This is a genomic window from Amycolatopsis sp. NBC_01480 (assembly GCF_036227205.1).
In the GTDB taxonomy this organism is placed as follows: domain Bacteria; phylum Actinomycetota; class Actinomycetes; order Mycobacteriales; family Pseudonocardiaceae; genus Amycolatopsis.
In genome coordinates this window covers 7059275-7084151 of the sequence record NZ_CP109442.1, presented here as the reverse complement: position 1 = coordinate 7084151, position 24877 = coordinate 7059275, and the positions used below count along the sequence as shown (strand labels likewise).

At 72.8% G+C, this 24877-nt stretch carries 26 protein-coding genes; 16 read left to right on the top strand and 10 right to left on the bottom strand.

Annotated features, from left to right (window positions below):
* Positions 1 to 16: 16 nt before the first annotated feature.
* The 3 genes from OG371_RS33780 to OG371_RS33770 form a co-directional block, all read right to left on the bottom strand.
* Entirely contained in the window at positions 17 to 649 is a 633-nt protein-coding gene (locus OG371_RS33780; RefSeq protein ID WP_329059708.1) for a TetR/AcrR family transcriptional regulator, read from the bottom strand.
* A 45-nt stretch (positions 650 to 694) separates the two neighbouring features.
* Positions 695 to 2416 carry a sulfatase-like hydrolase/transferase gene (locus OG371_RS33775; protein ID WP_442876017.1) on the bottom strand — a complete coding sequence of 574 codons (1722 nt, stop codon included), beginning with the start codon at positions 2414 to 2416 and terminating at the stop codon, positions 695 to 697.
* Positions 2417 to 2478: 62 nt separating this feature from the next.
* Positions 2479 to 2931 (bottom strand): MarR family winged helix-turn-helix transcriptional regulator, encoded by a 453-nt coding sequence (locus tag OG371_RS33770; RefSeq protein ID WP_329059707.1) that lies wholly within the window; start codon positions 2929 to 2931, stop codon positions 2479 to 2481.
* Between the two features lie 57 nt (positions 2932 to 2988).
* Between OG371_RS33770 and OG371_RS33765 the strand changes: the two genes are divergently transcribed.
* From OG371_RS33765 to OG371_RS33750, 4 genes are all read left to right on the top strand, one after another.
* A complete protein-coding gene (locus tag OG371_RS33765; protein WP_329059706.1) occupies positions 2989 to 3921 on the top strand; it encodes an amidohydrolase family protein in 933 nt (310 codons plus the stop codon).
* 153 nt (positions 3922 to 4074) lie between these two features.
* On the top strand, positions 4075 to 5295 hold the full coding sequence (locus OG371_RS33760; protein ID WP_329059705.1) for a sialidase family protein: 1221 nt from the start codon (positions 4075 to 4077) through the stop codon (positions 5293 to 5295).
* Complete coding sequence (locus tag OG371_RS33755; RefSeq protein WP_329059704.1) at positions 5292 to 5573, top strand: hypothetical protein; 282 nt, start codon at positions 5292 to 5294, stop codon at positions 5571 to 5573. The genes OG371_RS33760 and OG371_RS33755 overlap by 4 nt, the downstream gene beginning before the upstream one ends.
* Before the next feature lie 123 nt (positions 5574 to 5696).
* Positions 5697 to 6425, top strand: a complete 729-nt coding sequence (locus tag OG371_RS33750) for a YqjF family protein (RefSeq protein WP_329059703.1) — start codon at positions 5697 to 5699, stop codon at positions 6423 to 6425.
* A gap of 9 nt (positions 6426 to 6434) precedes the next feature.
* Here OG371_RS33750 and OG371_RS33745 read toward each other — a convergent pair whose 3' ends face one another.
* Positions 6435 to 6731 carry a hypothetical protein gene (locus OG371_RS33745; RefSeq protein WP_329059702.1) on the bottom strand — a complete coding sequence of 99 codons (297 nt, stop codon included), beginning with the start codon at positions 6729 to 6731 and terminating at the stop codon, positions 6435 to 6437.
* 409 nt (positions 6732 to 7140) lie between these two features.
* On the opposite strand from OG371_RS33745, the gene OG371_RS33740 reads away from it, so the two are divergent.
* Positions 7141 to 7506, top strand: a complete 366-nt coding sequence (locus OG371_RS33740) for a hypothetical protein (protein WP_329059701.1) — start codon at positions 7141 to 7143, stop codon at positions 7504 to 7506.
* A 57-nt stretch (positions 7507 to 7563) separates the two neighbouring features.
* On the opposite strand, the gene OG371_RS33735 is transcribed toward OG371_RS33740, so the two are convergent.
* Positions 7564 to 8565: an NAD-dependent epimerase/dehydratase family protein gene (locus OG371_RS33735; protein ID WP_329059700.1), complete on the bottom strand. Its 1002-nt coding sequence runs from the start codon at positions 8563 to 8565 to the stop codon at positions 7564 to 7566.
* Between the two features lie 96 nt (positions 8566 to 8661).
* Between OG371_RS33735 and cynS the strand changes: the two genes are divergently transcribed.
* Positions 8662 to 9117: a cyanase gene (cynS, locus tag OG371_RS33730; protein ID WP_442876016.1), complete on the top strand. Its 456-nt coding sequence runs from the start codon at positions 8662 to 8664 to the stop codon at positions 9115 to 9117.
* A gap of 92 nt (positions 9118 to 9209) precedes the next feature.
* Here the strand turns inward: cynS and OG371_RS33725 are convergent, their stop codons facing one another.
* Together OG371_RS33725 and OG371_RS33720 are read right to left on the bottom strand one after the other, a co-directional pair.
* Positions 9210 to 10583 carry an aminotransferase class I/II-fold pyridoxal phosphate-dependent enzyme gene (locus tag OG371_RS33725; protein ID WP_329059698.1) on the bottom strand — a complete coding sequence of 458 codons (1374 nt, stop codon included), beginning with the start codon at positions 10581 to 10583 and terminating at the stop codon, positions 9210 to 9212.
* A 201-nt stretch (positions 10584 to 10784) separates the two neighbouring features.
* On the bottom strand, positions 10785 to 11999 hold the full coding sequence (locus OG371_RS33720) for a PP2C family protein-serine/threonine phosphatase (protein WP_329059697.1): 1215 nt from the start codon (positions 11997 to 11999) through the stop codon (positions 10785 to 10787).
* 115 nt (positions 12000 to 12114) lie between these two features.
* Between OG371_RS33720 and OG371_RS33715 the strand changes: the two genes are divergently transcribed.
* From OG371_RS33715 to OG371_RS33700, 4 genes are all read left to right on the top strand, one after another.
* Positions 12115 to 12489, top strand: coding sequence for an STAS domain-containing protein (locus OG371_RS33715; RefSeq protein ID WP_329059696.1), 375 nt, complete (start codon positions 12115 to 12117; stop codon positions 12487 to 12489).
* Entirely contained in the window at positions 12486 to 14054 is a 1569-nt protein-coding gene (locus OG371_RS33710; protein WP_329059695.1) for a PP2C family protein-serine/threonine phosphatase, read from the top strand. Before OG371_RS33715 ends, OG371_RS33710 begins: the two co-directional genes overlap by 4 nt.
* Positions 14051 to 14476, top strand: coding sequence for an ATP-binding protein (locus OG371_RS33705; RefSeq protein ID WP_329059694.1), 426 nt, complete (start codon positions 14051 to 14053; stop codon positions 14474 to 14476). The genes OG371_RS33710 and OG371_RS33705 overlap by 4 nt, the downstream gene beginning before the upstream one ends.
* A gap of 136 nt (positions 14477 to 14612) precedes the next feature.
* Positions 14613 to 15563 carry a sensor histidine kinase gene (locus OG371_RS33700; RefSeq protein ID WP_329059693.1) on the top strand — a complete coding sequence of 317 codons (951 nt, stop codon included), beginning with the start codon at positions 14613 to 14615 and terminating at the stop codon, positions 15561 to 15563.
* On the opposite strand, the gene OG371_RS33695 is transcribed toward OG371_RS33700, so the two are convergent.
* Positions 15538 to 16800: an MFS transporter gene (locus tag OG371_RS33695; protein ID WP_442876015.1), complete on the bottom strand. Its 1263-nt coding sequence runs from the start codon at positions 16798 to 16800 to the stop codon at positions 15538 to 15540. The two genes, OG371_RS33700 and OG371_RS33695, sit on opposite strands and share 26 nt — an antisense overlap.
* Before the next feature lie 74 nt (positions 16801 to 16874).
* On the opposite strand from OG371_RS33695, the gene OG371_RS33690 reads away from it, so the two are divergent.
* The 4 genes from OG371_RS33690 to OG371_RS33675 all read left to right on the top strand — a co-directional run bounded on the left by OG371_RS33690 (position 16875) and on the right by OG371_RS33675 (position 19823).
* Positions 16875 to 17822 (top strand): LysR family transcriptional regulator, encoded by a 948-nt coding sequence (locus OG371_RS33690; RefSeq protein WP_329059692.1) that lies wholly within the window; start codon positions 16875 to 16877, stop codon positions 17820 to 17822.
* A gap of 91 nt (positions 17823 to 17913) precedes the next feature.
* Entirely contained in the window at positions 17914 to 18396 is a 483-nt protein-coding gene (gene msrB / locus OG371_RS33685) for a peptide-methionine (R)-S-oxide reductase MsrB (protein WP_329059691.1), read from the top strand.
* A gap of 10 nt (positions 18397 to 18406) precedes the next feature.
* The gene (gene msrA / locus OG371_RS33680; RefSeq protein WP_329059689.1) at positions 18407 to 18913 is read left to right on the top strand and encodes a peptide-methionine (S)-S-oxide reductase MsrA; all 507 of its coding nucleotides are present in this window, start codon (positions 18407 to 18409) and stop codon (positions 18911 to 18913) included.
* Between the two features lie 136 nt (positions 18914 to 19049).
* The gene (locus tag OG371_RS33675) at positions 19050 to 19823 is read left to right on the top strand and encodes a DUF427 domain-containing protein (protein ID WP_329059688.1); all 774 of its coding nucleotides are present in this window, start codon (positions 19050 to 19052) and stop codon (positions 19821 to 19823) included.
* Between the two features lie 22 nt (positions 19824 to 19845).
* Here OG371_RS33675 and OG371_RS33670 read toward each other — a convergent pair whose 3' ends face one another.
* Together OG371_RS33670 and OG371_RS33665 are read right to left on the bottom strand one after the other, a co-directional pair.
* Positions 19846 to 22236 (bottom strand): WS/DGAT domain-containing protein, encoded by a 2391-nt coding sequence (locus OG371_RS33670; protein ID WP_329073348.1) that lies wholly within the window; start codon positions 22234 to 22236, stop codon positions 19846 to 19848.
* 54 nt (positions 22237 to 22290) lie between these two features.
* Positions 22291 to 23262, bottom strand: coding sequence for a DMT family transporter (locus OG371_RS33665; protein ID WP_329059687.1), 972 nt, complete (start codon positions 23260 to 23262; stop codon positions 22291 to 22293).
* A gap of 179 nt (positions 23263 to 23441) precedes the next feature.
* Between OG371_RS33665 and OG371_RS33660 the strand changes: the two genes are divergently transcribed.
* Both OG371_RS33660 and OG371_RS33655 read left to right on the top strand, forming a co-directional pair.
* The gene (locus tag OG371_RS33660; RefSeq protein WP_329059686.1) at positions 23442 to 24095 is read left to right on the top strand and encodes a VC0807 family protein; all 654 of its coding nucleotides are present in this window, start codon (positions 23442 to 23444) and stop codon (positions 24093 to 24095) included.
* A complete protein-coding gene (locus OG371_RS33655; protein WP_329059684.1) occupies positions 24095 to 24856 on the top strand; it encodes an SDR family NAD(P)-dependent oxidoreductase in 762 nt (253 codons plus the stop codon). The genes OG371_RS33660 and OG371_RS33655 overlap by 1 nt, the downstream gene beginning before the upstream one ends.
* Positions 24857 to 24877: the final 21 nt, after the last annotated feature.

Sequence of the window (24877 nt, the reverse complement as noted above, 5' to 3'; positions counted from 1 at the left end):
CCATGGTCCCGCCGGCTCAGGCCTCCTCGTGGTCCAGCGCGCGCACGAGCGCCGCGAAGCCGGCCGCGGCGCCTTCGGGATCGCCGCCGATGGCGCGGTGCACGATGAAGCCGCGCAGGGTCGCGAGGACCATCTGCGCCACCTCCAGCTTGCGTGACTCGGTCCACTGCTCGGGGCAGTACGAAACGAGCAGCGGCAGGTACTGGCCCGAAGCGCCGTGGCCGAGGTCGCCGTACCGCGCGGGGTCGTACATGGCCAGCCCGATGGCCTGGTCGAGCACCCGCCGAAGCCCGGGCTCCTCGTCGCGCAGGGTGTGCCACGCGACGCGCACCCGCTCGGCCAGCGTGCGCCGCTCGGCCCCCTCGGCCATGGCCGCCATCGCGTTGCCGATCCGCCGCTCGCGCAGCGTGAAGACGGCCCGGCCGAGCAGGTCCTCCGCACTGTCGAAGTGGTAGAGCAGCACCTTGTGCGTGGCGCCCGCGGCGCGCGCGGCGCGCCGCAGCGAGAAGTCGACGAGCCCGTTGACGGCCAGGTCGTCCGTCACCCGCTCCAGCAGCTCGCGCCGGCGCGCCTCCCCGCGCGCCGACCCGGCCGATCGCCGGTAGCCCGCCGCCGGGCTCTCTTGCCGTTCCGGGGTTTCACTGCTCACCCCACCAGCTTCCCCGATCCCGCGGCCCGGCGCGGGAGCGGCACGCTACTTCGCGAACGCCGTCAGGAACCGGTCCCGGAAGGCGTCCATGTGCCAGACCGGCGCGGCCGGGCTCGGGCGGAGGCCGTCCTGCCAGTGCCAGGAGCTGATGCGGTCCAGCACGGCCGGGTCCTTCGCCACGATGGTGATCGGCACCTGGTGCGAGACGCCCGGCGGCGTGACCACCGGGGGCTGGTGGTCACCGAGGAAGATCAGCACGGTGTTCTCCGTGCCGTAGGTCTTCAGGTACGAGACCAGGGTGTCGAGCGAATACTGGATCGCCGCGCCGTACGCCGCGCGAATGGCGTTCGGGTCGCGCCAGACCGATTCCGGGGCCTGTCCCGCGGCGGGCATCGGGTCGAAGACCGAGCCGTCGCCGACCTTGTTCCAGTCCACAAGGGACGGACGCGGCGACCACGGCGCGTGGCTCGACACCAGGTCGATCTCGGCCATCACCGGACGGCGGTCCTTGGCGGCCAGCTCGTTGCGCTGCAACGCGGAAAACGTGTACTGGTCGGGCATCGTGGCGTAGGCGAAGCCCGGGCCCTGGTAGCCGACGCCGTGCGCGTCGTAGTACTGCTCGAAGCCGTAGTACTTGCCTTCCGGCCACGGCTGGGTGTGCGCGGGCACGTCCTGCACCGTCTTCCAGCCCGCCCGGCCGAACGCGCGGGTCAGCGAAAGCCGGTCGCTCGCCAGGAGGTTGTTGTACCGCTGCTGGTTGTCGACCCAGGTGCCGGACTGCACGGTGGAGTGCGCGAGCCAGCTGCCACCGCCGAAAGTGGACGAATCGAGGAACGCGCTGCGCGCGGAGAACCCGGCGTCACGCAGGGTGGCGGTGCCGGCGTCCAGCTGCTTGTCGATCGCCGGGGCGAGGTCGGAGCCCTGGATCGCGAACTGGCCGTAGCTCTCCACGAAGGTGAGCAGCACGTCCTTGCCGCGCAGGCCGTTCAGCAGCTGGTTTCCCGGAGTGGCGCCGAACGGGTCGGCGGCCATCTGCGCCGCGAACTGCTGGCTGTCGTTCAGATCCGTGCCCACCTGCCGCAGGTCGGCGTACGCGAAGTTGGCGGCGCTGCGCGAAGCGACGGGCTGCCCGGGCGCCAGCTCGACGCCGGTCACCGCGCAGGCGATCCAGGCCACGCCGAGCACGGCGATCACGCGGGTGGAGCCGGTGCGCCGCCCGGCCGCGAGCCGCGTCAGGCGCAACACGGCGAGCGTGGTGCCCACGACCACCGCGAGGATCACCAGCACGACTCCCGCCGCGGCCGCGATCGAGCCCGGCCCGCCCAGCTCACCGGCCAGGAAGTCCAGGCCGGCGCTGACGAAGCTCCAGTCCAGGATCGGGTCGAACGGCCGGCTCAGCACCTCGTCGAAGCCCAGGTCGATCACCTTCAGCACGGTCAGCACCCCCAGCACGGCGCCGACCACCACCGCCAGCACCTTCCGCCAGCGCGGCGGCAGCACCAGCGCGAGCGCGGCGACCACCAGCGCTTCCACCGGCAGCCGCAGGAACGCGGCGGGTGTCAGGGCGGCCAGGGTGATCGGGGCCAGCAGGCTGAACAGCACCAGCAACGCGGCCACGACGGTCAGCACTACCGCTGCCACCCGCCGGGTCCGCGTGCGCGTGGGCGGCTCCTCGTCGGGAAGCTCCTCGTCAGGCAGCTCGGCGTCGGGCGACTCGGCGGACGGCCCGGGAGCGGGGCGCGACCGGAAACGGGTGAAGGGGGACACGAGAATCCTTTCCCTCGGAGCAGTTCTCCCTACACGAGGGCGCGCGCCGTCCGGTTCACCGCTCAGCGGAATTCCTTCATCACCCCGGTCAGCCGGCCGAGCAGCGTGACCAGCTGGCGGCGCTCCGCCGGGCTGAACTCGGCGAACGCGCGGGCCTGGCGCTCGCGCCGCCGGGCCAGGAGCCGGGTCAGCCGGGTGCCGCCGTCGGCGGTGAGGCCGACCAGGACCTTCCGCTCGTCGTCCGGGTGGCGGCGCCGGGTGACCATGCCGGCGCCCTCCAGCTGTTGCAGCATGCGGGTGGCGGTGGGGATGGTGACGTCGGCGGCGGCCGCGAGGCGGCCCACGGGCAGCTCGGCCTCGACCGCCAGCGGCTCCAGCAGGGTGAGCTGCGGCAACGACAGGCCGCCGTCCTGGTCCGCGCCCGCCGAACGCGCCTTGCGCATGGCGAAGAACAGGTCGTCGGCGGCTTGGGCGATCTCGTCCGCCTCGGCATCGGACAGCGCGGTGGGCTTCACGAGTGGTACCTTAGCAGCACAATAGTTAGCAACCTATCTATTAGGAGCCTAGCGACTATGAGCGGAAAGATCGACGTCCACCAGCACCTGCTCCCGCCCGCGTACCGGCGCGCGTTCGAGGAGCGCGGACAGACCCCGGGCGGCTGGCCGATCCCGGACTGGGACCCCGCCGCCGCGCTCGCGATGATGGACGAGGCCGGGATCGCCACCGGCGTGCTGTCGATCAGCGCCCCGGGCGTCCACTTCGGCGACGACGCCGAGGCGCGCGAGCTGGCCCGGGCGACCAACGACTACCACGCCGAACTCGTCAAGGACCGGCCCGGCCGCTTCGGGCAGTTCGCCGTGCTGCCGCTGCCCGACGTCGAGGGCGCGACCGCCGAAGCGGTGCGCGCGCTGGACGAACTGCACGCGGACGGCGTCGTGGTGCTGTCCAACGCGCACGGGCGCTACCTGGGCGACCCGTCGTACGAGCCACTGTGGACAGAGCTGGACGCGCGCTCGGCGGTGGTGTTCGTGCACCCCGCGGAACCGCCGATGCCCCGGCTCGAGGGCCTGCCGAGCCCGGTGCTGGACTTCCCGTTCGACACCACGCGCAGCGCGCTGCACCTGGTGGCCAACGGCGTCTTCGACCGGCACCCGAGGCTGCGCGTGATCCTTTCGCACGCCGGTGGGTTCCTGCCCTACGCCGCGCACCGCTTCACCTTCGCGTCGATGTTCAACCCGGGCACCACCGAGGAAAGCATCTTCGAAGGCCTGCGCCGCTTCTACTTCGACACGGCCCTGTCCTCCACGCCGACGTCCCTGCCGTCGCTGCTCGTCTTCGCCGCCCCGGGCCACGTCCTGTACGGCAGCGACTTCCCCTTCAACCCCGCCCCGTCACGCCGGAAGTTCGACAACTGGCTGGACACGTACGAGGACCTGCCGGCGGACGGGCTGGCCGCCGTGCACCGCACTTCGGCGGAGGCGCTGTTCCCCCGGCTGGCCCAGTAGGCCCGAGGTAGGACGTGGGATGATAACGGCGAGGTCTCCGTAAGGGAAACTCCTTCCGTTGGTACAAAGGGGTTTCCGGCGCAGTTGTACGGGGCGTGTACGGCGGCGCCGCAGCCTGGGAAGCACTTTCACTTCCCAGGACGGAGACCGACAGTGAAGATCAGACGTGCCGTGCGGGCGCTGCTCGCGGGCCTCGCCGGGGCCGCCGCGCTGGCCGCGGTCCCGGGTGCGGTCCCCGCCGCCTCGGCCGACCCGGCCAGCACCGTGGTGTACCAGGCGGGCACGAACGGCTACTCGTGCTTCCGCATCCCGGCGATCGTCAAGGCGAACAACGGCGATCTGCTCGCCTTCGCCGAGGGCCGCAAGAACAGCTGCGCCGACGCGGGCGACATCGACACCGTCGTGAAGCGCTCCAAGGACAACGGCAAGACCTGGTCCGCCCCGCAGATCGTCATCCAGGGCTTCGGCGACACCAAGGGAAACCCGACGCCGGTAGTCCTCCCGCCCACCGCGGACGAGCCGGACGGCCGCGTCGTGCTGCTCTCGGTGATGCAGTGCATCGCGCCGCACGCCTCGTGCGGGCGGACGCCGCGCGTCAGCATCAGCAAGGACAACGGCACCACGTGGGCCGCGCCGCAGGTGCTCACCACGCAGCTGGGCTTCACCACCGCGCCGGGCTGGCTCGCGACCGGGCCGTCGCACGCCTCGGTGCTGACCCGCGGTGCCCACAAAGGACGGATCGTCGCCGGGATGAGCTACCAGCTCAGCACCACCTCCCCGGGCACCGGCTCGATCGTCTACAGCGACGACCGGGGCGCCACCTGGCACCGCGGCGCCACCGACGCGAGCACCACGCTCAACCCGCAGGAGATCAGCCTCACCGAGCTGCCGGACGGCCGCATTTACGCGTCCGCGCGCAACAACTCGGGCACCATGTGCTCCACAGTGGAGCGTGCGTACGCGATCAGCTCGGACGGCGGGCAGACGTTCAGCCAGAAGTTCGTCACCGAGCCCGGCCTGGCCAAGACCCCGGACGTGCAGGGCTCGACCGTCGCGATGAGCACCCCCGACACCGGCGGCCAGTACACGAGGCTGCTGTTCGCGGGCCCGTCGGTCTGCGATGACCGGCACGCGCTGCGCATCCGCTCTTCGTTCGACGAGGGCGGCAGCTGGACCGGCGACACCGACGGATTCCTGGTGTGGAGCCAGGACACGGCCTACTCCGACCTCATCTCGCTCGGCACCACGGCCACCGCCAGCACCGCGGGCGTCCTGTTCGAGGCCGGCTCGACCAGCCCGTACTCCTCGATCCGCTGGGCCACCTTCACCGACGCCCAGCTCGGCGCCCGGCCTGCGGCGCGGGCTACAGCGTGATCGACAAGGGCTCGCTGGGCACCGAGGGCACGGTCTACCTGTCCTACAACGCGGCCAACGGGAAGAACTGCGTGAGCACCATGAAGGCGGCCGCCGCGGGCACCGCCACGGCGACCACCGCGTACCTCCAGGTGGCCGGCAGCACCCGCCAGACCGACTCCGGCTCGTACTCCTGGTTCGCCGGCCCGGTCACCGCCTCGGCGGCCGGCCAGTGCGTCACCTGGGGCGGCTCGATCGGCACCACGAAGTTCGACGCCCCCTCCGGCCACTGCGGCTGACCCCGGACCGGGAGGCGGGGCCGTCCTGGGGGCGGTCCCGCCTTCCTTCTGTCTACAGTGGACGATCGGCCGCTCGGCATGGCGCCCGCCGTGCAGGCCGCCCCGGTCCGTAGCGTGGGGCCGGTGGACGACGTCGTGGAGCCGATCAGTGTGACGAGCCCTCGGCGGGTGGGCCGGGGGGTGCTGGCGCAGTGGTGGCGGGACCTGACGTTCGTGCACTGGGCGGTGGAGCCGGCGGCGGTAGCGGGGCTGCTTCCGGCGGGGACGCGGCCGGACGTGCTGGGCGGGGTCACCTACGTCGGGCTCGTGCCGTTTCGGATGGACCGCGTGCGGCCGTTCGGCGGGCCGGCGGTGCCGTACTTCGGGAGCTTCTGCGAGACGAACGTGCGGCTCTACTCGGTGGACGCCGCCGGTCGGCGCGGGGTGGTGTTCCGGTCGCTGGACGCGGCGCGGCTTGTTCCGGCGCTGGCCGGGCGGCTGGGGTTCTCACTGCCGTATCGGTGGTCGTCGATGCGCCTTCGCCGGGACGGCGACGTGTTCACTTACCGCCGCCGGACGCGGTGGCGGGGCACGGAAAGCACGCTGACGGTGCGAACTGGGCCGACGATCCAGGAGCCCACAGAGCTGGAGCAGTTCCTGACCGCGCGCTGGGGCCTGCACGTCAGCTGGCACGGCCGCACGTTGTACGTGCCCAACGACCATCCGCAGTGGCCCCTGCACCGCGCGACGCTGCTGCACCTTTCCGACGAATTGGTGGCCGCCGCGGGTGTACCGGTGAGCGGGGAACCGGTGAGTGTGTTGTTCTCCCCCGGCGTTCCGGCTCGGTTCGGGGCGCCGCGAAGGGCGCGCTGACGCCGGGGGTCAGGCGACTCCGGCGCGTTCCACCGGGACGGATTCCGGGCGGCGGGGCGCGGGGATGACCGGCGCCTGGCGGCTCAGGCACGGCTCGCATTGCTCCGCCATCGGCACGCCGGAGTCCTCAGCGGGCGGGAGGACGGGGCGGGTCCGGGGCAGCACGTCGGCGACCGCGCGCAGTTCGTCGGCCGACAGTGGCGGGCGGGCGGTGCCCCAGCGGCGCCGGTGCAGCAGAAAGGCCAGGTAGGCGGGCGCGCCGGCCAGCGGCAGACCACCGACGACCAGCGTGTACTGGACCATCACGGACCCCAGGTGATGTCGGCGGCAGGAGCGGCACGATCGACCACGGACCGGCCGGGCATCGGCGCGTTCCCGGAACCCGGCGCGACGGCATCCAGGCTAGCCGTCTTTGCCAGGTTGCCAACAGGCTTGCCACTCGACCGTGGTGACACTTGTCGAGCAAAGTGTCACTCTACGGTCAAAGACAGAAACGTCGCGATCTTGTCGAACCAGCCAACCCGCGCGGTTCGGGTACCGGTGAGTGCACTTTTGCTGAAGGTGTCACGACTTCTACAGAACATCAAACTTTCGGCTAGAAAACAAAGTACGTCCACTCACTCTAATGGGTGAGCGTGCTAGCGTCCCGATCATCAAGGGGACGAAGCGAACGCCGTGGCCACGGCGGCACACACCGGACCGGAAGGCGGGCGCCATGACCGAGCCAGCTCCGTTCGACGTCGAGGCCGGCCTCCGGGAACTGATCTCCCGCGGTTACCAGTTCGTGCACCCGGCCGACGCACAGGGCGAGGTGCTCGCCGTCGTCGGCGTGCGGGCCCACGGTTCGGTGGTGGACGTGATCCGGCTCAACGCCGAGGACGACGTCACCGCCGCGCGCCTGCCCGGCACCGAGGAGCAGGTGCTCACCCCGCGGACCTGGCTGTGGCGCACGACCGGCACCGCCGCCGAGGTGTTCCCCCAGCTGCTCGCCCTGCCCGACGACGAGCAGGCCGACGCCCCGTCCGGCGGCTGCTGGGTGCAGGGCCCCGGTGCACGCGCGAAGTGGCTCGCCGCCAGCTGATTCGTCCACTGAGGACTAGATCCACGACAGTCCACTACAGACGATCGACGCACCGTTTCACAGCCCAGCCAACACTTCCGCTTCCTCTGCCGAAGACAACCCCGAGCGCCGTTCGCGATCGAGGCCAAGCGCCCGTTCCGTGTCGAGCGCACCCGCCACAGCGTCGGCGAGTGGCCGGATCCGCAGGCCCGCCGCGAGCGACGGCGCCGGATCGTGCGAAGCGAGACCCGCGTGGTCACCCGGCAACCACAGCGGCAGCGAACGCGGCCCGCTCCACGGATTGACGTCCGCGGCCGTCAGCTGTTCGTCCATAGCAGGCACCAACTCGGCGCCACCGCCGACCGCCGCGGCGATGTCCGCCAGCAGCTCGCCGAGCCGCAGAACCGGCCCGACGCCGTCGAAAGTGCCACCCAGCCTGGTTTCCGCGGCGGTGACGATCCACTCGGCGAGGTCACGCACGTCGAGGTACTGCACGGGCCGGTCCGACGCCGGCACCAGCACGCGCCCGCCGCGGGCGAAACGGCCGGGCCAGTAGCCGAACCGGTCGCTGCCGTCGCCGGGGCCGGTGATCAGGCCGGGCCGCACCACGAACGCGCGCTCCCCCAGCGCCGCGCGCACCGCGTTCTCGGACGCCACCTTGATCGCGCCATACAGCTCGGCGCCGCCCTCGGCGCGCAGCTGCTCGACCGTGGCGTGCTGTTCAAGCGGCTCGTGCAGCGCCCCGGTGGCCGGGGTCTGCCCGCGGGTCTCCGTGTCGGTGTAGACGCTCACCGTGGAGACGAATGTCCAGTGCCCGGCGCGTTCCGCGAGCGCGCTCAGCGCCCGCGTCACCCACGGGAACGAAAGCGGCGCGACGTCCACGACCGCGTCGAACTCCTCGCCCTCGAGCGGCGCGAGCCCGTCCTCGGCGTCCCGGTCGACGCGCACCAGCTTGGCGCCGTCGGGCACCGTGCCGGACTCCCCGCGCGCCGCGCACACCACCTCGTGGCCGCGCCGCAGCGCCTCCGCCGCCACCGTCCGCCCGACGAAAACCGTTCCGCCCAACACAAGAAGCCTCATGCCCCCACCCTGACGCCCGCCCGGCCCGGCCGCCACCGCTCTCGCCTAAGGCGAACAGCCGCGAGGCGCTGGTCCAGACGGACCGGGTGATCTAGCGTGCCGGGCATGACGACGAAACAGGAAGCGGCCGACGCGGTGCTCGCGGCCAAGACCCGGCTCGGCCTGACCTGGGCGCAACTGGCCGAAACGCTCGACGCGCCGCTGGCGTGGACCACCTCGGCGCTGCTCGGGCAGCACCCGGTGCCCGCCGAGACGGCCGCGAAAGCCGCCCAGGTGCTGGAACTCGGTGAGGACGTCGAGGCGGCCCTGCGGCTCCAGCCGACCCGCGGCGCACTGGCCGACCCGGTGCCGACCGACCCGACGATCTACCGCTTCTACGAGGTCCTGCAGGTCTACGGGCCGACCATCAAGGAGCTCATCCACGAGCAGTTCGGCGACGGCATCATGAGCGCCATCAACTTCAAGATCGACGTCGGCCGCCGCGAGGACCCGGGCGGCGAGCGCGTGGTCGTCACCATGGACGGGAAGTTCCTCAAGTACCAGTGGGGCTGAGCACCGCCGGGCACCTGCCGGGTGCCGGCGCGGCCCTTCCGCTCGCGCGTCCGGCCGGGTCCCGTCGTTCCGCCCCAAACGGCGGGTGCGGCTCAGGCCGAGCGCTGCGGACGCCGGTCCGCGGCCGTGGCGATCATCGTCGCGAGGTCGGCCACCAATGCCGGGTCGTCGGGGAGCTGCCCGATCGCCACGCGGATGTGCGGCGCGGGCGGCTGACGGGCGAAGCAGCGGGTGCCGGGGCCGGCCGAGACGCCGTTCGCCGCCAGGGTGACGAGCGTGCGGGTCTCGTCCGGCACCGGGACCCACAGCGCCAGCCCGTCGGCCCGGGAGACCCGGATCCCGTTGTCCTCCAACGCATTCGCCAGTGTGGCCCGGCGCTCGGCGTAACGCTGGCGCGCGCGGCGCAGGAGCACACCAGTGGCCGGGTCGGTGAGCAGGAACGCCTGCGCGTCCTGGAGGATGCGGCTCGACCAGACCAGGCCGAACGTCCGAAGTTCCCGCACCCGCTCCACCAACGGAGCCGCGCCCGCGAGCACGCAGCTGCGCAGCTCCAGGCCGAACGCCGTGCAGTACGAGCGAACCAGCAGAACCCGGTCCGGCAGGTGCGTGCCGACGCTGGCGGCGGGCGCGGACGCCAGCGGCCCGAGGTCGTCGTACTCGATCACGATCGGCCCGGCGCGGCCCGCGGCCACCACGCCGGCCAGCGCGGCGACGCGGCCGGCGGGCACCGAATGGCCCAGCGGCACATGGGCCCGCGGCTGATAGACGAACGCGACCGGCCGGTGCGCCAGCGCGGCCGCGAGCGATTCCGGCCGCGGGCCGTCCTCGTCGCAGGCCACCGGGACGACGTGGATCCGGGACCGGCGCAGCATTTCCAGCAGCCACGGCGCGGTCGGCTCCTCCACCGCGATCACGTCGCCGGGACGCGCGACGGACTGGCAGGCCAGCGTGATGCCCTCGTGCCCGCCCGCCGCGACCGTCCAGGCGTCGGCGGGGAACGGCCACGTCGGCTTCACCGCCGCGCGCAGCCGCGGGGTGATGAAGTCCTTGGAGGAGCTGTTCAACCGTTCCGTGCGCACCCCCGCGGCGACGGCGTCCTCCAGCGGCGGCAGCAGCGCCGCGTCGGGCAGGCCGTGCTCGAGGTCGACGGTGCGCCAGCCTTCGAACGACCGCGTCGCCGCCGGGCCGGCCGGCGGCGCCAGCACGGTCGTGCCCCGCCGCCGTCCCGTGCCGATCAGCCCGGCCGTGCGGAGTTGCGCCCACGCTTCGGCGATCGTGGTGGGGCTGACGGACAGCTCCGCGGCCAGCGCGCGCACGGTCGGAAGACGGGCGCCAGGCAGCATTTCACCGTCGCGGATCAGCCCGGAGACGGCGCTCGCGATGCCGCGGGCCGTCCGTTCGCCGATCCGGGTGACGAGCCAGCCGAGGCCGACCGGTGCCATCGCCGTGATCTCGCCCGTCGCCACGCCCCGGCTCCCCTCGTCGCGCTGCGGCGGGCAGGATCCGCCGCGCACCGAAAGTTAAGCCGGAAACCGGTGGGGGCCAACCGGTTTCACATCCTGGTCGGTTCGGACAATTCCCGGGAAATGTCGGTCCAATTTGTACGGACATTTCCCGACTGCCGCGACGCCGGGCCGGAATCCCATTCGTGCCAAGGGAAATCGGCGCTACAGCGAGCCAGCCCGGCTCACCGCGAGCAGCGCGACGTCGTCCTCAGCCGCCGTGGTCCCGACCAGTGCCGACATCACCCGTGCGCACACCGCTTCCGGGGCGCCCGTGGTGACGGCGCCGACCAGCCGCCGTAATCCCTCGTCGAAGATCTCGCCGCGGCGCTCGACCAAACCGTCGGTGTACAGGGCGAGCAGGCTCCCCGGCGGCAACCCGATCACGGTGTCGCGACGGCCGGAGGTGGCCAGCCCGAGCCCGACCGGGACGTCCGGCGGCACGTCCACCAGTCGCGCCGGGCAGCCCGGCTCCGCGAGCACCGGCGGCGGATGCCCGGCGAGCGAGAGCACCAGCCGGTCGTGGCCCGGCCCGACGATGCCGTACGCGACGGTGGCCATCACGCCGTGCTCGAAGTGGTTCGCCTTGCGGCTGAGCTTCGACAGCACCTCGGCCGGGCTGTCGGACTCCAGCGCGTACGCCCGCAGCGCGCTGCGAAGCCGTCCCATCACCACGGCCGCACCGAGACCGTGACCGGCGACGTCGCCCATCACCACGCCCAGCCGGTCGTCGGGCAGCGGGAACAGGTCGTACCAGTCGCCGCCGACCGCGGTGCCCGAACCGGGCACGTACCGCGCGGCGAACTCCAGCCCGGGCACGGCCGGCAGCCGTGTCGGGAGCAGGCTGCGCTGCAACGCCGAGGCGGCGGCCCGGTCCGCGCTCGCCACCTCCACGCGCATCGCCAGTGCCAGCCGCGAAGCCGCCAGCCGCAGCAGGTCGATGTCGTCGGGGCCGAAGACCCGGGCCTCGGCCGAGCCGACGTGCAGCACCCCGACCAGCTCGTCGCCCACCAGCATCGGGACGCCGAGGATGGTCACCAGGCCGCGCTCCCACAGCAGGGTGTTGACCACCGGCGACCCGTCACCGCGGCGGATCACCACCGGCTCCCGGGACGCGGCGACCCGCCCCGCGAACCCCGCCCCCATCGGCACCCGCACGCCTTGGAAGACCTCTTCCTCGATGCCCGCGGCCGCGATGGCCGTCAGCTGCCGCGCTTCGTCGTCGTACGCGAGCACGGTGGCGGTATCGGCACCGAGCAGCTCCCGGACGCGCTCGAGCATCGTGTGCAAGAGCTTCCCCAGCTCCAGATGCCCGAGTGCGGCATCTGTGAGGGCCTCGAGCCTGCTCAGGCGGGCTCGGGCCCGCGGATCCGGTGACACCGCCCAAGGCTAGCCGGGCCCCGGCGGGCCGGGGCGAACGGCCGGGTTACGCCGAACCGGCGCCTTTCGCGAAGATGACCAGGCGCGCGGGCGCCGCGCTTGGCACTATTGGCGGATGGCTGACTCTGGGCCGGAACCGCTCGGCCGGGCGGAGACCCCCGCGGGCTCGGTGGTGCTGGCCGGCGACGGCGACGCGACGGTCCTGCAGGTGAGCGGCGCGCTGGACCTCGCCCTCGCGCCCAAGCTGCAGCGGCTGCTGGACCGCGCGGCCCGGTCCGGTCCGCGGCTGCTGGTGATCGACCTGAGCGCGGTGGACTTCCTGGCGTCGGCGGGCATGGCCGTGCTGGTGCGGGCGCACCGGCACGCGGCGCCCTCGGCCGTGCGGGTCGTCGCGAGCGGGCGGCTCACGCTGCGGCCGCTGGAAATGACGCGGCTGACCGACGAGCTGGCCGTCTTCCCGACCCTGGCCGCCGCGTTGGCGGAGAGATGACCGCCGGTGGGCTCGGCCCGATCGCAGACGCGGTGCTGAAGTCGCTCGTGGACAGTGCCGGCGATGCCGTTGCCGTGTCGGTCCAGCCGCTGACGGACGACCAGGCCGCGCGGTTCCGCGGTGAGGACGCCGTGGTGGTCCCCGACGAGACAGCGTTGGCCGCGCTCGTCCCGGACCCGCACTCCGTCACCGGCGCCGTGGTGCTGGCCGACGAGTCCGTCCTGCTGGTCAGCCGCGCCCCCGGCGGGCAGGCACTCGCCCCGTTGGCGGCCGGGATCACCGCAGCGACGACCGGGCTGGCCCGCACCGTCCGGCAGCTGCGGGCCGAGGCCGGGCTCCTCGACGCGCTGCACGCGATCGGGCGGCGGCTCACCGCGCAGCTCGACATCGACCGCCTGGTGCAGGACGCCACCGACGCCGCCACTACGGCCACCAGCGGGCACTTCGGCGCGTTCTTCTACAACCTCGTTGACGCGGAGGGCGAGTCCTACACGCTGTACACGCTCTCCGGGGTGCCGCGCGAGGCGTTCTCCCGCTTCCCGATGCCGCGCAACACCGCCGTGTTCGCCCCGACTTTCGACGGCGACGGCACCGTCCGCAGCGACGACATCACCGCCGACCCGCGGTTCGGCCACAACGCGCCGTACCACGGGATGCCCGAGGGCCACCTGCCCGTGCGCAGCTACCTCGCGGTGCCGGTGGTGAGCCCGACCAGCGGCGAGGTGCTCGGCGGGTTCTTCTTCGGGCACCCGGCGACCGGGCGGTTCACCGAGCGGCACGAGTACCTGGCCGAGGGCATCGCCGGCTACGCGGCCATCGCGATGGACAACGCGCGGCTGTACGACCGCGAGCGGCACCTGGCCACCGAGCTGTCCCGCAGCATGCTGTCCGCCACGCCGGAGATCCCGGGCCTGGACCTGGTCACCCGCTACCTGCCCGCGGCCACCGGCGTGAAGGTCGGCGGCGACTGGTTCGACGTGATCCGGCTGGCCTCGGGCGGCACCGCGTTCGTGATCGGCGACGTGGTCGGCCACGGCGTCACCGCGGCCGCCGTGATGGGCCAGGTCCGCACCGCGATCCGCTCGTACGCGCTGCTGGAGCTGGCGCCGTCGGAGCTGCTGGGTCACGTCTCCCAGCTCACTGGCATCCTGACCGACGCCGGTTTCGTCACCTGCTTCTACGCCGTACACGACCCTGAGGCCGGCACGCTCACCTACGCCAACGCCGGGCACCTGCCGGCGATCCTGCTGCACCCCGGCCGCCCACCGGAGCAGATCGGCGAGGCGCTGGCGCAGCCGCTCGGCGTCGGCCGGGAATTCCCGCAGCGGCAAGCGGAATTCCCGCCCGGCACCGGCCTGGTGCTCTACACCGACGGACTGGTCGAGGGCCGCACCCGCGACCTCACGCTGGGCATCGAGCGGCTGCTGACCGCGCTCGGCGGGCTGCGTGCGGGCCCGGGCGCCGAGGCGGCGTGGGACCGGCTGGTCCACGACCTCACCGGCGGCCGCCACGACGACGACATCGCCCTGATCCACGTGCACCACCGGTCCGGCGGCGCGGCGTGAGCGGCCCCGTCGCGGACGGGCGCCCCACTCCCCCGCCGGAGTTCCGCCGCCGCGTCGCCGCCGCCGCGGAGCCGCTGATCGAGCTGCGCCGAGCGCTGGCCCACTGGGTGTCCGGGCTCGGCCTCGGCGTCGAGCTGCAGGAGGACGTGGTCATGGCCAGCTACGAGGCGATGGCCAACACCGCCGAACACGCCTACCGGGGCCGCCCGGACAGCGTCCTCGACGTGCTCGCGACGATCCGGGACGGCGAGATCACCGTGGTGGTCACCGACTACGGCACCTGGAAGGTGCCCGAGGACACCCACGGCCTGCGCGGCCGGGGCCTGGTGCTGATCCGCAGCCTCGCCGACACCAGCGAATACACGCAGCGACCGGACGGCACCACGGTGACCATGCACTGGAACACGGCGCGTGACCGGTGACCGGAACCCGGCGGCGTAAGCTGCCCGCCATGCAGCTGCCGGGCCGGCCCGGGATCCCCCGCGAGAAGCACGTTCAGTGCCCGCGTGGCCGCGCCCTGCCCGCCAAGCCTTCGGTCCGGCCGGCGGGACACCGCGCGTGACGGCCCTGCCCGAGGCACGCCGGGCGCACAGCGACCACCAGGCTTTCTGCCATTCGTCCGACGAAGAGTTCCTGGCCATCGCCGTGCCGTTCCTGCAAGCCGGGCTGAAGGCCGGCGAACCGGCGCTGGTGTCGCTGGAGCCGCGGCGCGCCGAGCTGGTGTACGAGGCCATGACGGACCCGGCCGGGCTCACCTTCGTCGCCGCCGGGGACCTGTACGCGCGCCCGGCTTCGGTGCTCAAGGCGTACCGGAAGCGGATGGCGGACTACGTCGCCGCCGGCGCCTCGGACATCCGCATCGTCGGCGAGCTGCCGCCGGTCGCGTTCGGCTATTCCTGGGACTGGTGGGCGCGGTACGAGTCCGCGGTGAACCACGCGTACGCCGAATTCCCGGTGCGCACGCTCTGCGCCTACGACACCCGGGTGGCGCCGCCGCACGTGCTCGACGACGTCCGGCGCACGCACCCGGTCGTCACCGGCCCCGACGGAGTGTCCACAGAGGACTACATCGAGCCGCGGGCGTTCCTCACCGCGCCGTGGCCGGTGCCGCCGCACCCGGTCCAGCTCCGGCCGCCGCAGCTGGACCTGGCCGACCCGGAGCCCGCGGTCGCGCGGCGCGCGGTGACCGACGCGAACCGGGCGGCGCTGTCCCCGGACGCGCTGGACGACCTGGTGCTGTCGGTCAGCGAGGTGGTGACGAACGCGCACCGCCACGGCCGCGGCCCGGTCCGGATGCGGCTGTGGTCCGACGACAGCCACGCCGTGGTCACCGTGCACGACACCGGCTCCGGCCCGGCCGACCCGTTCGCCGGGCTGCTGCCCGCGGCCGACCGCACCGACGGCGGGCTCGGGCTGTGGCTGGCGCACCAGCTGTGCGAGCACGTCGCGATGGTGCGCGACGACGACGGGTTTACCGTCCGGCTCACCGCCGGGCGGCTGCCCCGCTGAGCGCGCGGCGGGCGGAGAAGCCCAGCAGCACCAGCTCGGCCACCGAAAAACCGAGCAGCGCCACCGAACTCGGCACCCACACCACGGCGAGCCCGACGGACAGCACCGGCACCACGAGCCCCGCGTACGCCGCGAGGAACAGCGCGGCCAGCACCTCGCCGCGGGCCAGCGGGTCGGCCAGCGCGGCGACAGTCCCGACCGAAGCGCGGAACCCCAGCCCGACCCCGGTCCCGGCGAGGATGCTGCCGGCGAAGAACAGCCAGAGCGTCGGCAGGAACACCGAAACCGGCAGCACCACCAGGCCCGCGACCATCGACGCGTAACCGATCCGCAGCTGGAGCCCGGTCGCCATCGGCGCGAACAGCAGCTGCGCGAGCGCGGCCGAGCCGAGCATCGAGAACGCGGCGACCCCGGCCAGCAGCCGGCCCGACTCGTGCAGGCCCTGGGCCAGCAGCGTCGGCGCGAGCGCCATGAACAGCCCGGTGATCGCGAACGCGGCGAAGACGCCGATGGCCGCGCCGAAGAACGCGGGCCGGGCCGCGGGCGGCAGTGAGACCCGCTGCGGCCGGTACGCCGGGCGTTCCTCGCGCCGCTCCACGGTCTCGGGCACCAGGCTCACCGCGAGCGCGCTGACCAGCAGCAGCACCAGGTACACCAGGAACGGAGTGGTCAGCGGCCCCGTCGCGAACTGGGCGAAGAAGCCGCCGACCAGCGGGCCGAGCGCGAGGCCGCCCATGTTGACCACGGTGGCGACCAGGCCCGCCCGGCCCGGGTCCTCCTGCGGCCGCGCGACCGCGCGCAGCTCCGAAAGGTGCGCGGTGGCGGTCGCGGTCAGCGCGCCGATCCCGGCGCCGCACACCAGCCGGGCGAGGATGAGGCCGGGAACTTCGGGCCACACCAGGAAAATCACCGCTGAGAGCGCTTCGGCGAGTGTCGCGGCGAGGATCACGCGGCGCCGGCCGAGCCAGTCGCTGACGTGCCCGGCGAGGTACAGGCTCGCCATCACGCCGACCGCGTACGCGGCGAAGACGACGGTGACCACGAAGGTCGGGAAGCCGTCTCGCTGTTGGTAGAACGCGTACAGCGGTGTCGGCAACGTCGAGAACGAGAGGGACACGGCGAACGCGAAGGCGATCACGCGGAATCCCCCGCCGTGGCTGACGCGCCGGAGCGGGGACAGGGCGCGCGGTGCGATGTCGAGCATGGTGGCCTTCCGGGAGAAGCTGGTGCCTTCCACGATGCCGGAGCCGACTCATCCGGTCCAACGAAAAATAGTGGTCAGAGTTATCGCCAGGGGCGATAATCGAGGCCGTGGAGACCCGTCAGCTGGAGTACTTCGTCGCGGTCGCCGAGGAGCTGAGCTTCACGCGCGCCGCCCAGCGGCTGTTCACCGTGCAGTCGACCGTGTCCGCGACGATCCGGACGCTCGAGACCGAGCTGGGCGCGACCCTGTTCGACCGGTCGACGCGCCGGGTCGCGCTGTCCACGGCCGGGCTCGCGTTCCTGCCCGAGGCCAAGGCCGCGCTCGAAGCCGTCGACCGGGCGCGCTCGGTGGTGCAGGAGGCCTCCGCCGGGCTGCGCGGGAGCCTGCGAATCGGGACCATGAGCAGCATCGGCGCGCTGGACCTGCCCGCGCTGCTGGGCGCCTTCCACACCCAGCACCCGCTGGTGGACCTGCACGTCACGGTGTCCACCACCGGCTCCACCGGCCTGGCCGAGGACATCCGCCACGGCCGCCTCGACGTGGCGCTGCTGGGCCTGCCCGAAGCCGAGCTGGCCGGGCTGGCCGTGCGGGAGCTGCTCGCCGTGCCGTACCACGCGCTGGTCCCCTCGGACCACGAGCTGGCCGGCCGGACGGCGATCGGGCTGGCCGACCTGGCCGGCGAGCGGTTCGTCGACACCCCGCGCGGGTTCGGCAACCGGATCGCCGTCGACCGGGCCTTCGCCGCGCTGGGCTCGCCGCGGCGCGTCACCGTCGAGGTGGCGGACCTGCGCACGGTGCCCAGCTTCGTCGCCGCCGGCCTCGGCGTCGCGGTGGCCCCCGACGTGGTGCCGCTGTCCGTGCCCGGCACCACCGTGGTGCCGCTCACCGACGTGGGCTTCACCTGGCCGCTCACCGCCGTGTCCCACGCCGGGCGGCCGCCGAGCCGCGCGCTGCGCACCCTGCTCGACCTCCTGGACGAGGGCGTGCTGGGCGGCGACCGGCGGCAGACCTTACGAAACTCCGACAGCGGCGGCCATCGGGCGGCGGCGGAATAGAAAACCGCCGTACGTTGTCTTTGTGACTGCACGTCCAGGTGCGTTTCACCTGGTTCCCCAGCCCGCGCCGAGAGGCCGTGAAGGGAGAGCTGTGTCCCACGAACAGACGTCCCAGGAGCAGGCGCAGTACCGCCGGAACCCGGAAGCCGTCGCCGGCCTTTCCGCCGAGCAGTACCGCGTGACCCAGCAGGACGGGACCGAGCGGCCGTTCGACAACGTCTACTGGGACAACAAGGAGCCCGGGATCTACGTCGACCTGGTCTCCGGCGAGCCGCTGTTCGCCTCGGTGGACAAGTACGACAGCCGGTCCGGCTGGCCGAGCTTCACCAAGCCGATCGAGCAGGCGAACGTGGTGGAGAAGAAGGACTTCAGCCTCGGGATGATCCGCGCCGAGGTCCGGTCGATGCACGGCAACAGCCACCTCGGGCACGTCTTCGAGGACGGCCCGGCCGACCGCGGCGGTCTGCGATACTGCATCAATTCCGCGTCGTTGCGCTTCATCCACCTCGACGACCTGGAAAAGGAGGGCTACGGCGCGTACCGGACCCTCTTCACCACCGCCGAGAGCGAGTAAGGAGATACCCATGGCTACGAAAAAGGCGATTCTCGCCGGCGGCTGCTTCTGGGGCATGGAAGAGCTGTTCCGCCACCAGCCCGGTGTCGTGACCACCCGGGTCGGCTACAGCGGCGGCGACGTGCCCAACGCCACCTACCGGCACCACGGCAACCACGCCGAGTCCATCGAGGTCGGCTACGACCCCGAGCGGACCGACTTCCGGAACCTGCTGGAGTTCTTCTTCCAGGTGCACGACCCGACCACCAAGGACCGCCAGGGCAACGACCTCGGCGCCAGCTACCGCTCGGCGATCTTCTACACCGACGACGAGCAGAAACAGGTCGCCGTGGACACCATCGCCGACGTCGAGGCTTCCGGCCTCTGGCCCGGCAAGGTCGTCACCGAGGTGACCCCGGCCGGCGACTTCTGGGAAGCCGAGCCCGAGCACCAGGACTACCTGCAGAAGTACCCGAACGGCTACACCTGCCACTTCCCCCGCCCCGGCTGGAAGCTGCCGAAGCGGGCCACGGCCTGACCCGCCGTCAAGGCCTCCTTGCCAGCGCCCGACGCGGGTAAGGAGGCCTTGACGGCCATCAACGGCGGCGCGCGGACCCCCTCTGGTTCGCGCGCCGTTCGCGTTTGCCGAGCGTCCCGACTTCCAAGGAGCAGCCGTGCCCGGTTACCCGGCGATGATCACCGAGACCGACCATGTGGAGCCGGTGCCCCGCCGTATCCGCGCCACCCTGGGCGGCCAGGTGGTGCTGGACACCACGCGCGCGCTGTACGTGTGGGAATGGCCGCCGTACCCGCAGTTCTACATCCCGGTCGCGGACGTCAAGCCCGGCCTGCTCGTCGACGAGGACCACCCGCAACGGCTCAAGCGCGGCACCGCCCGTCGTCACGCCCTGCGCGTCGGCGAAGTCGTGAAGCCCGCGGCGGCCCGCGTCTACGGCGAAGACGCCGTCGCCGGCCTGGCGGGCTACGTGCGTTTCGAGTGGGAAGCGCTCGACTCGTGGTTCGAGGAGGACGAAGAGGTCTTCGTGCACCCGCGCAACCCGTACACGCGAGTGGACGCGCTGCGTTCGACCCGCCACGTCCGCGTCGCGCTGGAAGGCGTGACGCTCGCGGAGTCGTCTTCGCCGGTGCTGTTGTTCGAGACGGGCCTGCCGACGCGCTACTACTTCAACCGCACCGAGGTCGGCTTCACCCACCTCGTGCCGACCACCACGGTCACGGCCTGCCCGTACAAGGGGCGCACGACTGGCTACTGGTCTGTGCGCATTGGCGACACTCTGCACCAGGATTTGGCCTGGGCGTACGACTTCCCGACGGTGGCGATGACTCCGATTGCCGGGCTGGTGTCTTTTTACAACGAGAAGCTGGACATTTTCGTTGACGGTGAAGAGGTTCCCCGGCCGTCGACGCACTTCTTCAAGGACTCGTGAGTGTTTATGACGGTTCTAACCGTCATGAACACTCACGAGCTTGGAGGTCCGCGAAGGCCTCGGTGACCCCGGCAGCCAGGCGGTCGCCGCGGGCGGCGTGCGCGGCAGGAACCGTGACACAGACGGTGAACCGGTCCGCCCAAGTCATCACGCCGACCGCGACCGGGACACCCGGCGCGAGCGACAGCACCGGGTAGACCGTCCGCATCAGCGAACCGTTCAGCGACACCGGCGAGCGCGCCCCGGGCAGTACCGAGGCGATCATGCTGAACCACGTGCCGCGGTAGACCAGGCGGGCCAGCCGGCGGTGCAGCCACGGCGGCAGCACGCCGAGCACCCGGACCACGGCGTTGCCCGCGCGCGGGGCGCCCCGGCCGACCTGGTTCCGTAGCGAATCGCGGGTCTCGGTCACCCGTTGCGGCAACGGCATCGGGCCGGCGGGCAGGTCCACCGACGCCGCGCCGGTGTGGTTGCCCAATTGCCGGAACGTGCCGGTGTCGCGAATGGACATCGGGATCAGCACCCGCACGCGTTCCGGCGCGCCCGCCCCGAGTTCCCGGTGCAGCGCCTCCGCCAGGAGCGCCAGCACCAGGTGCGTGGTCGGCACGCCGAGCCGCCGCGCCGCCGCCCGCACCTCCGGCGCCGACAGGTGCGCGCGGGCGAAATGCCGCTCCGGGCCGTCGATCCCGGTCTCCCAGCGCACGCGCGGCGCGGTGCCGGCCCGGGCCAGCGCCCAGACCCCGCTTGCCAGCCGCGCCGCTTCGGACTTCGCCGCCGAACGAGGCCGCGTGATTGCTTTCAGCCGGTGCGCCACGGTTGTACGCCCGGGCGGCGCCACGATCAGAGGAGCCTTGCCCCGCGCCTGGCCGACCAGCGCGCCGATCACCGCGATCCCGTCGCTCGCCGCGTGGTGCAACGCGATCAGCAACGCGCCCTGGCCGCCGGCCAGCCCGGTGACCAGCCGTGCGCGGCACGGGTGCTCCGGCGGGACCCCGATGGAGAAGAAGGCGTCCATCTCCGCCGTCAGCGCCGTCTCGAAGTCCGCGCCGGGTTCGGCCTCGGCTTCGGTGAGGATGTCTTCGACATCGCGGGCCGGGTCCTCCTGCCACTTCGCGCGCCAGAGGCCACCGCCGGGCAGCAATCGGGCGCGCAGGCCGGGCAGCGCGGCGAGCAGGTGGGCCGCGTCGGCGCGGGTGGCCGGGGTGCCGTCGGCCTTCGGGTCGAGCATCAGGACTGCCCCGACCTGTTGCGGCACTTGAGGAGTGGCCACGTGGAGGAACAACGCGTCCTCCGCGCGCAGCCGCTGCGGCGCCGGGTTTCGCGGGCCTTCCGCCAACGATTCGAGCACCGTCGTCAGCGGGGTCGCCGACTCGCAGTGCCGCGTCGCGGCCTCGGCCATCGACTTGAGCCGGTCCGGCTCGGCCAGCAGCACCTGGACGGTCGCTGCCAGCTCACCGTCCTTTTCGGACACCAGGGCCAGCCCGGCCTCGGCCATCAGCCGGGCGTTCGCCTTGCCGTGCGCGGCGATCGGGCGGTGCATCAGCACGGGACGCCCGCACGCGAGCGCCTCCAGCCCGGTCGCGCCCCCGGCGTTCATCACCACCACGTCGGCGGCGATCGTGTAGCGGGCCATCTCCTCGGTCCAGCCGAGCACGCGCAGCCGCGGGTCGCCGATCTGCCGCAGCTTCCGCACGAGCGCCTCGTTACGGCCGCAGACGGCGACCGGCAGCACGTCCGGATGCGCGCCGAGCAGCTCCAGCACCGTCTTGCGGAGATCACCGAAACCCAGTGAGCCACAGGAAACCAGCACCACGAACGCATCCGGCGGCAGGTCGAGCTGCTGGCGGGCGCCCGCGCGGTCGCCGGGACGGAATTCGGCGCGCACCGGCGGGGCGGACACGGCCACCGCGGCGGACAGCGAGCAGCGCCGCGCCGGGCCCACCGCGACGTCGTGCATCACCAGCGTGAGGTCCGCCGAGCCGTAGACCCAGAACGGGTGCGGCGCGAAATCCGGGACCCAGGCGCCGATCCGCGCGTCCAGCCGTCCCCGGCGGCGCAGCCAGGCCAGCCCGGCCGTGGCCATCGGGTACGTCGAGAGCACCACGTCCGGGGCGAAGCGGGCGACCGGCCGGGCGAGCCGGCGGCCGGACCACGCGCCGACCAGGCGCCGGGTCACGGCGGCGAACCAGGCGATCCGCCAGATCGCGGTGTAGAAGAACTCGTACAGCCAGGGGGTGCTCTCCACGTTCGCCACGTACGTGCGGCGAAGCAGCGGCCCGAAGCCGGGCCCGAGCACGTCGAGGGTGTCGAGCCACTGCACGGTGGCCCCGGGCCAGCGCTCCCGCACGGCGCCCTCCAGCGCGCGCCCGGTGGCGTTGTGCCCCTCCCCGATGTTCGCCGAGACGATCAGCACGCGCTCCAACGCGCCCCCTTCGCCGGTGCGGTGCGGCGGTCGGCCACCGCGGGACTAACAGGTGGATCCGGCCAGACCGTACCCGTCTTCGGGGTCCGATCCGGTCCCTGAAGACTCCGAAGAATCGGTGGCCTCGGCGGGCTCCGGCGCGGCGGACAGATGCGAGGCGCGGGTGGCCAGCAGCGCGATGCCGACCACGATCACCAGCCCCGCGGCCGCCTCGCCGGCCAGCGCGAGCGGGCTGCCGTTGGCCGACTCGCCCATCCAGGACAGCCCGATCGCGACGCCCACCAGCGGGTCGAGCGCGGTGATCACGGCCAGCGCCGGGGTGAGGAACCGGCCCTGCTGGAACGTGTTCTGGCTGAGCAGGAAGCCGAACGGGCCGATCACGCAGACGATGTACAGGGTCCAGTGCCGGAACGGCTCGTCGAAGCCGACCCGGAACTGGCCGGCGACCACCTTCATCAGCCCGGCGGTCAGGCCGTAGAGCACCCCGGTGGCCACGGCCAGGCCGAGCGTGCGCAGCGAGCCCGAGCCGGTGAACGCGGCGAGCACCATGCCCGCCGCGGTGACCGCGGCCAGCGCGATGCCCAGCGGCAGCAAGGCCGGCCCGGTCACCAGCACGTCGCCGTTGCCGCTGGGCCGGGCGACCAGGATGAACGCCGCGAGCCCGACCACGCACAGCACCGAGCCGCCGACCATCACCTGGTCCGGCAGGCGCTTCTCGAACCGCGCCGAGGCCAGCCCGGCGAAAATCAGTGAAGTGATCAGCAACGGCTGCACGAGCAGCAGCGGCCCGAACGCCAGCGCCGCGAGCTGCAGGCCGAGGCCGAGCACGGTCGCCGCGATGCCGATCAGCCACAGCGGCCGGCCGACCAGCCGGCGGAAGAGGGTGAGGTCCAGCGGCTTGCCGGTCTCCACCTCTTTGGTGGCCCTGGCCTGCGCGGCGCTGGCCAGGCCGATGCAGACCGCGCCGGCCACCGCGGCCGGAACGGCCACGAACAGCGACACCCCGGTCGCGCTCACGGAGCAGTCACCTCACACCATCCCCATCCGGCGTGCCTATGCTGTGTAAACTCCCGGCCGCCTGAGTTTCCCGGCTCCCGGGTGCCCAAGGCCAGGCGTTCAGTGACACCCGGGCTTTCCGTGACACCGAGGGGACGGCTGCCCCGTACCGGAGGTACTTCAGCTGCATGCGACACTCCATGACGATCGACCTCCCCTCGCTCGGCAACCTCGTGTTCGGCGGGGGACGGCATCTGCTGGAGTCGACGCTGATCCCGGCCGGGCTGTTCTACCTCCTCCTCACGCTGGTGAGCTTCGACAGCGGGGTCCTCGCGGCGCTCTGCTGGTCGGCCACCGTGCTGATCGCCCGGCTGGTCCTGCGCAAACGCATACCCGCGGTCCTGCTGCTCACCACCGCGCTGCTGATCGCCAGGACCGTACTCGGCCTGGCCACCGGCAGCACCTTTCTTTACTTCCTGCAGCCGACATTACAGAACTTCGTGGTAGCCAGCCTGTTCTTGGTGTCCGCGCCGTTCAACCGGCCGCTGCTCGCGCGGCTGGCCGGTGACTTCTGCGCGTTCCCGGACACGCTGTCCGGCCACCCCGGCATGCGCCGCTTCTTCCAGCGCGTCTCGCTGCTCTGGGCCCTGGTCTTCGCGGTCAACGGCGCGGGCACGCTGCTGATGCTGGCCAAGGCCACCGTCGGCAACTTCCTGATGGTCAGCACCGCCGGTTCTTACACGTTGGTGGGTATCACGATCGCCGCCTCGCTGTGGTGGTTCCGGCGGTCGCTGCGCTCCGAGGGCATCGTGCTGCGGATGGGGGCGCGCCCGGCCGCGGTGCCGGGGCTCTGATGCCCGGTCCCGCCGGCGGGACGGTGCTGGTCACCGGCGCGTCCTCGGGCATCGGCGAGGCCGCGGCCCGGCGGTTCGCCGCCGCGGGTGCGCACGTCCTGCTACATGGCCGTGACCGTGCGCGTCTGGCCGCGCTGGCCACCGAAACCGGAGGCACCGCGCTCGACACCGACCTGGCCGAGCCGGGCGCCGCGGCGGGGCTCGCGGAGCGCGCGCTGGCGGTCACCGGGCAGGTGGACGTGCTCGTCAACAACGCCGGCCTCGGCTGGGCCGGGCCGCTGCCGGGCCTCTCCGACGCCGAGCTGGAACGCCTGATCGCGGTGAACCTGACCGCGCCGTTGGAGCTGACCCGCGCGCTGCTGCCCGGCCTGCTCGCGCGCGGCCACGGCCGGATCGTGTTCGTGACGTCGATCGCGGGCCGCACCGGCGTCGCGGGCGAAGCGGTGTACGCGGCCACGAAGTCCGGCCTCGACGCCTTCGCCGACAGCCTGCGTTACGAACTGCACGGCACCGGCGTCGACGTCGGGGTGGTCGTGCCCGGAGTGGTCCGGACGGCGTTCTTCGAGCGCCGCGGCACGCCCTACTCCCGCACGACCCCGCGGCCGGTGCCCGCCGACCGGGTCGCCGCCGCGGTGGTGCGCGCAGCGGCCCGCCCCGGTGACTACTACGTGCCCCGCTGGCTGCGCCTGCCCGTCGCGCTGCGCGGCGCGGTCCCCGGCGTTTACCGCACCCTGGCAACCAAGTTCGGCGCCTCCAGCTGACGCCCGGCTCGGACTCGTGAG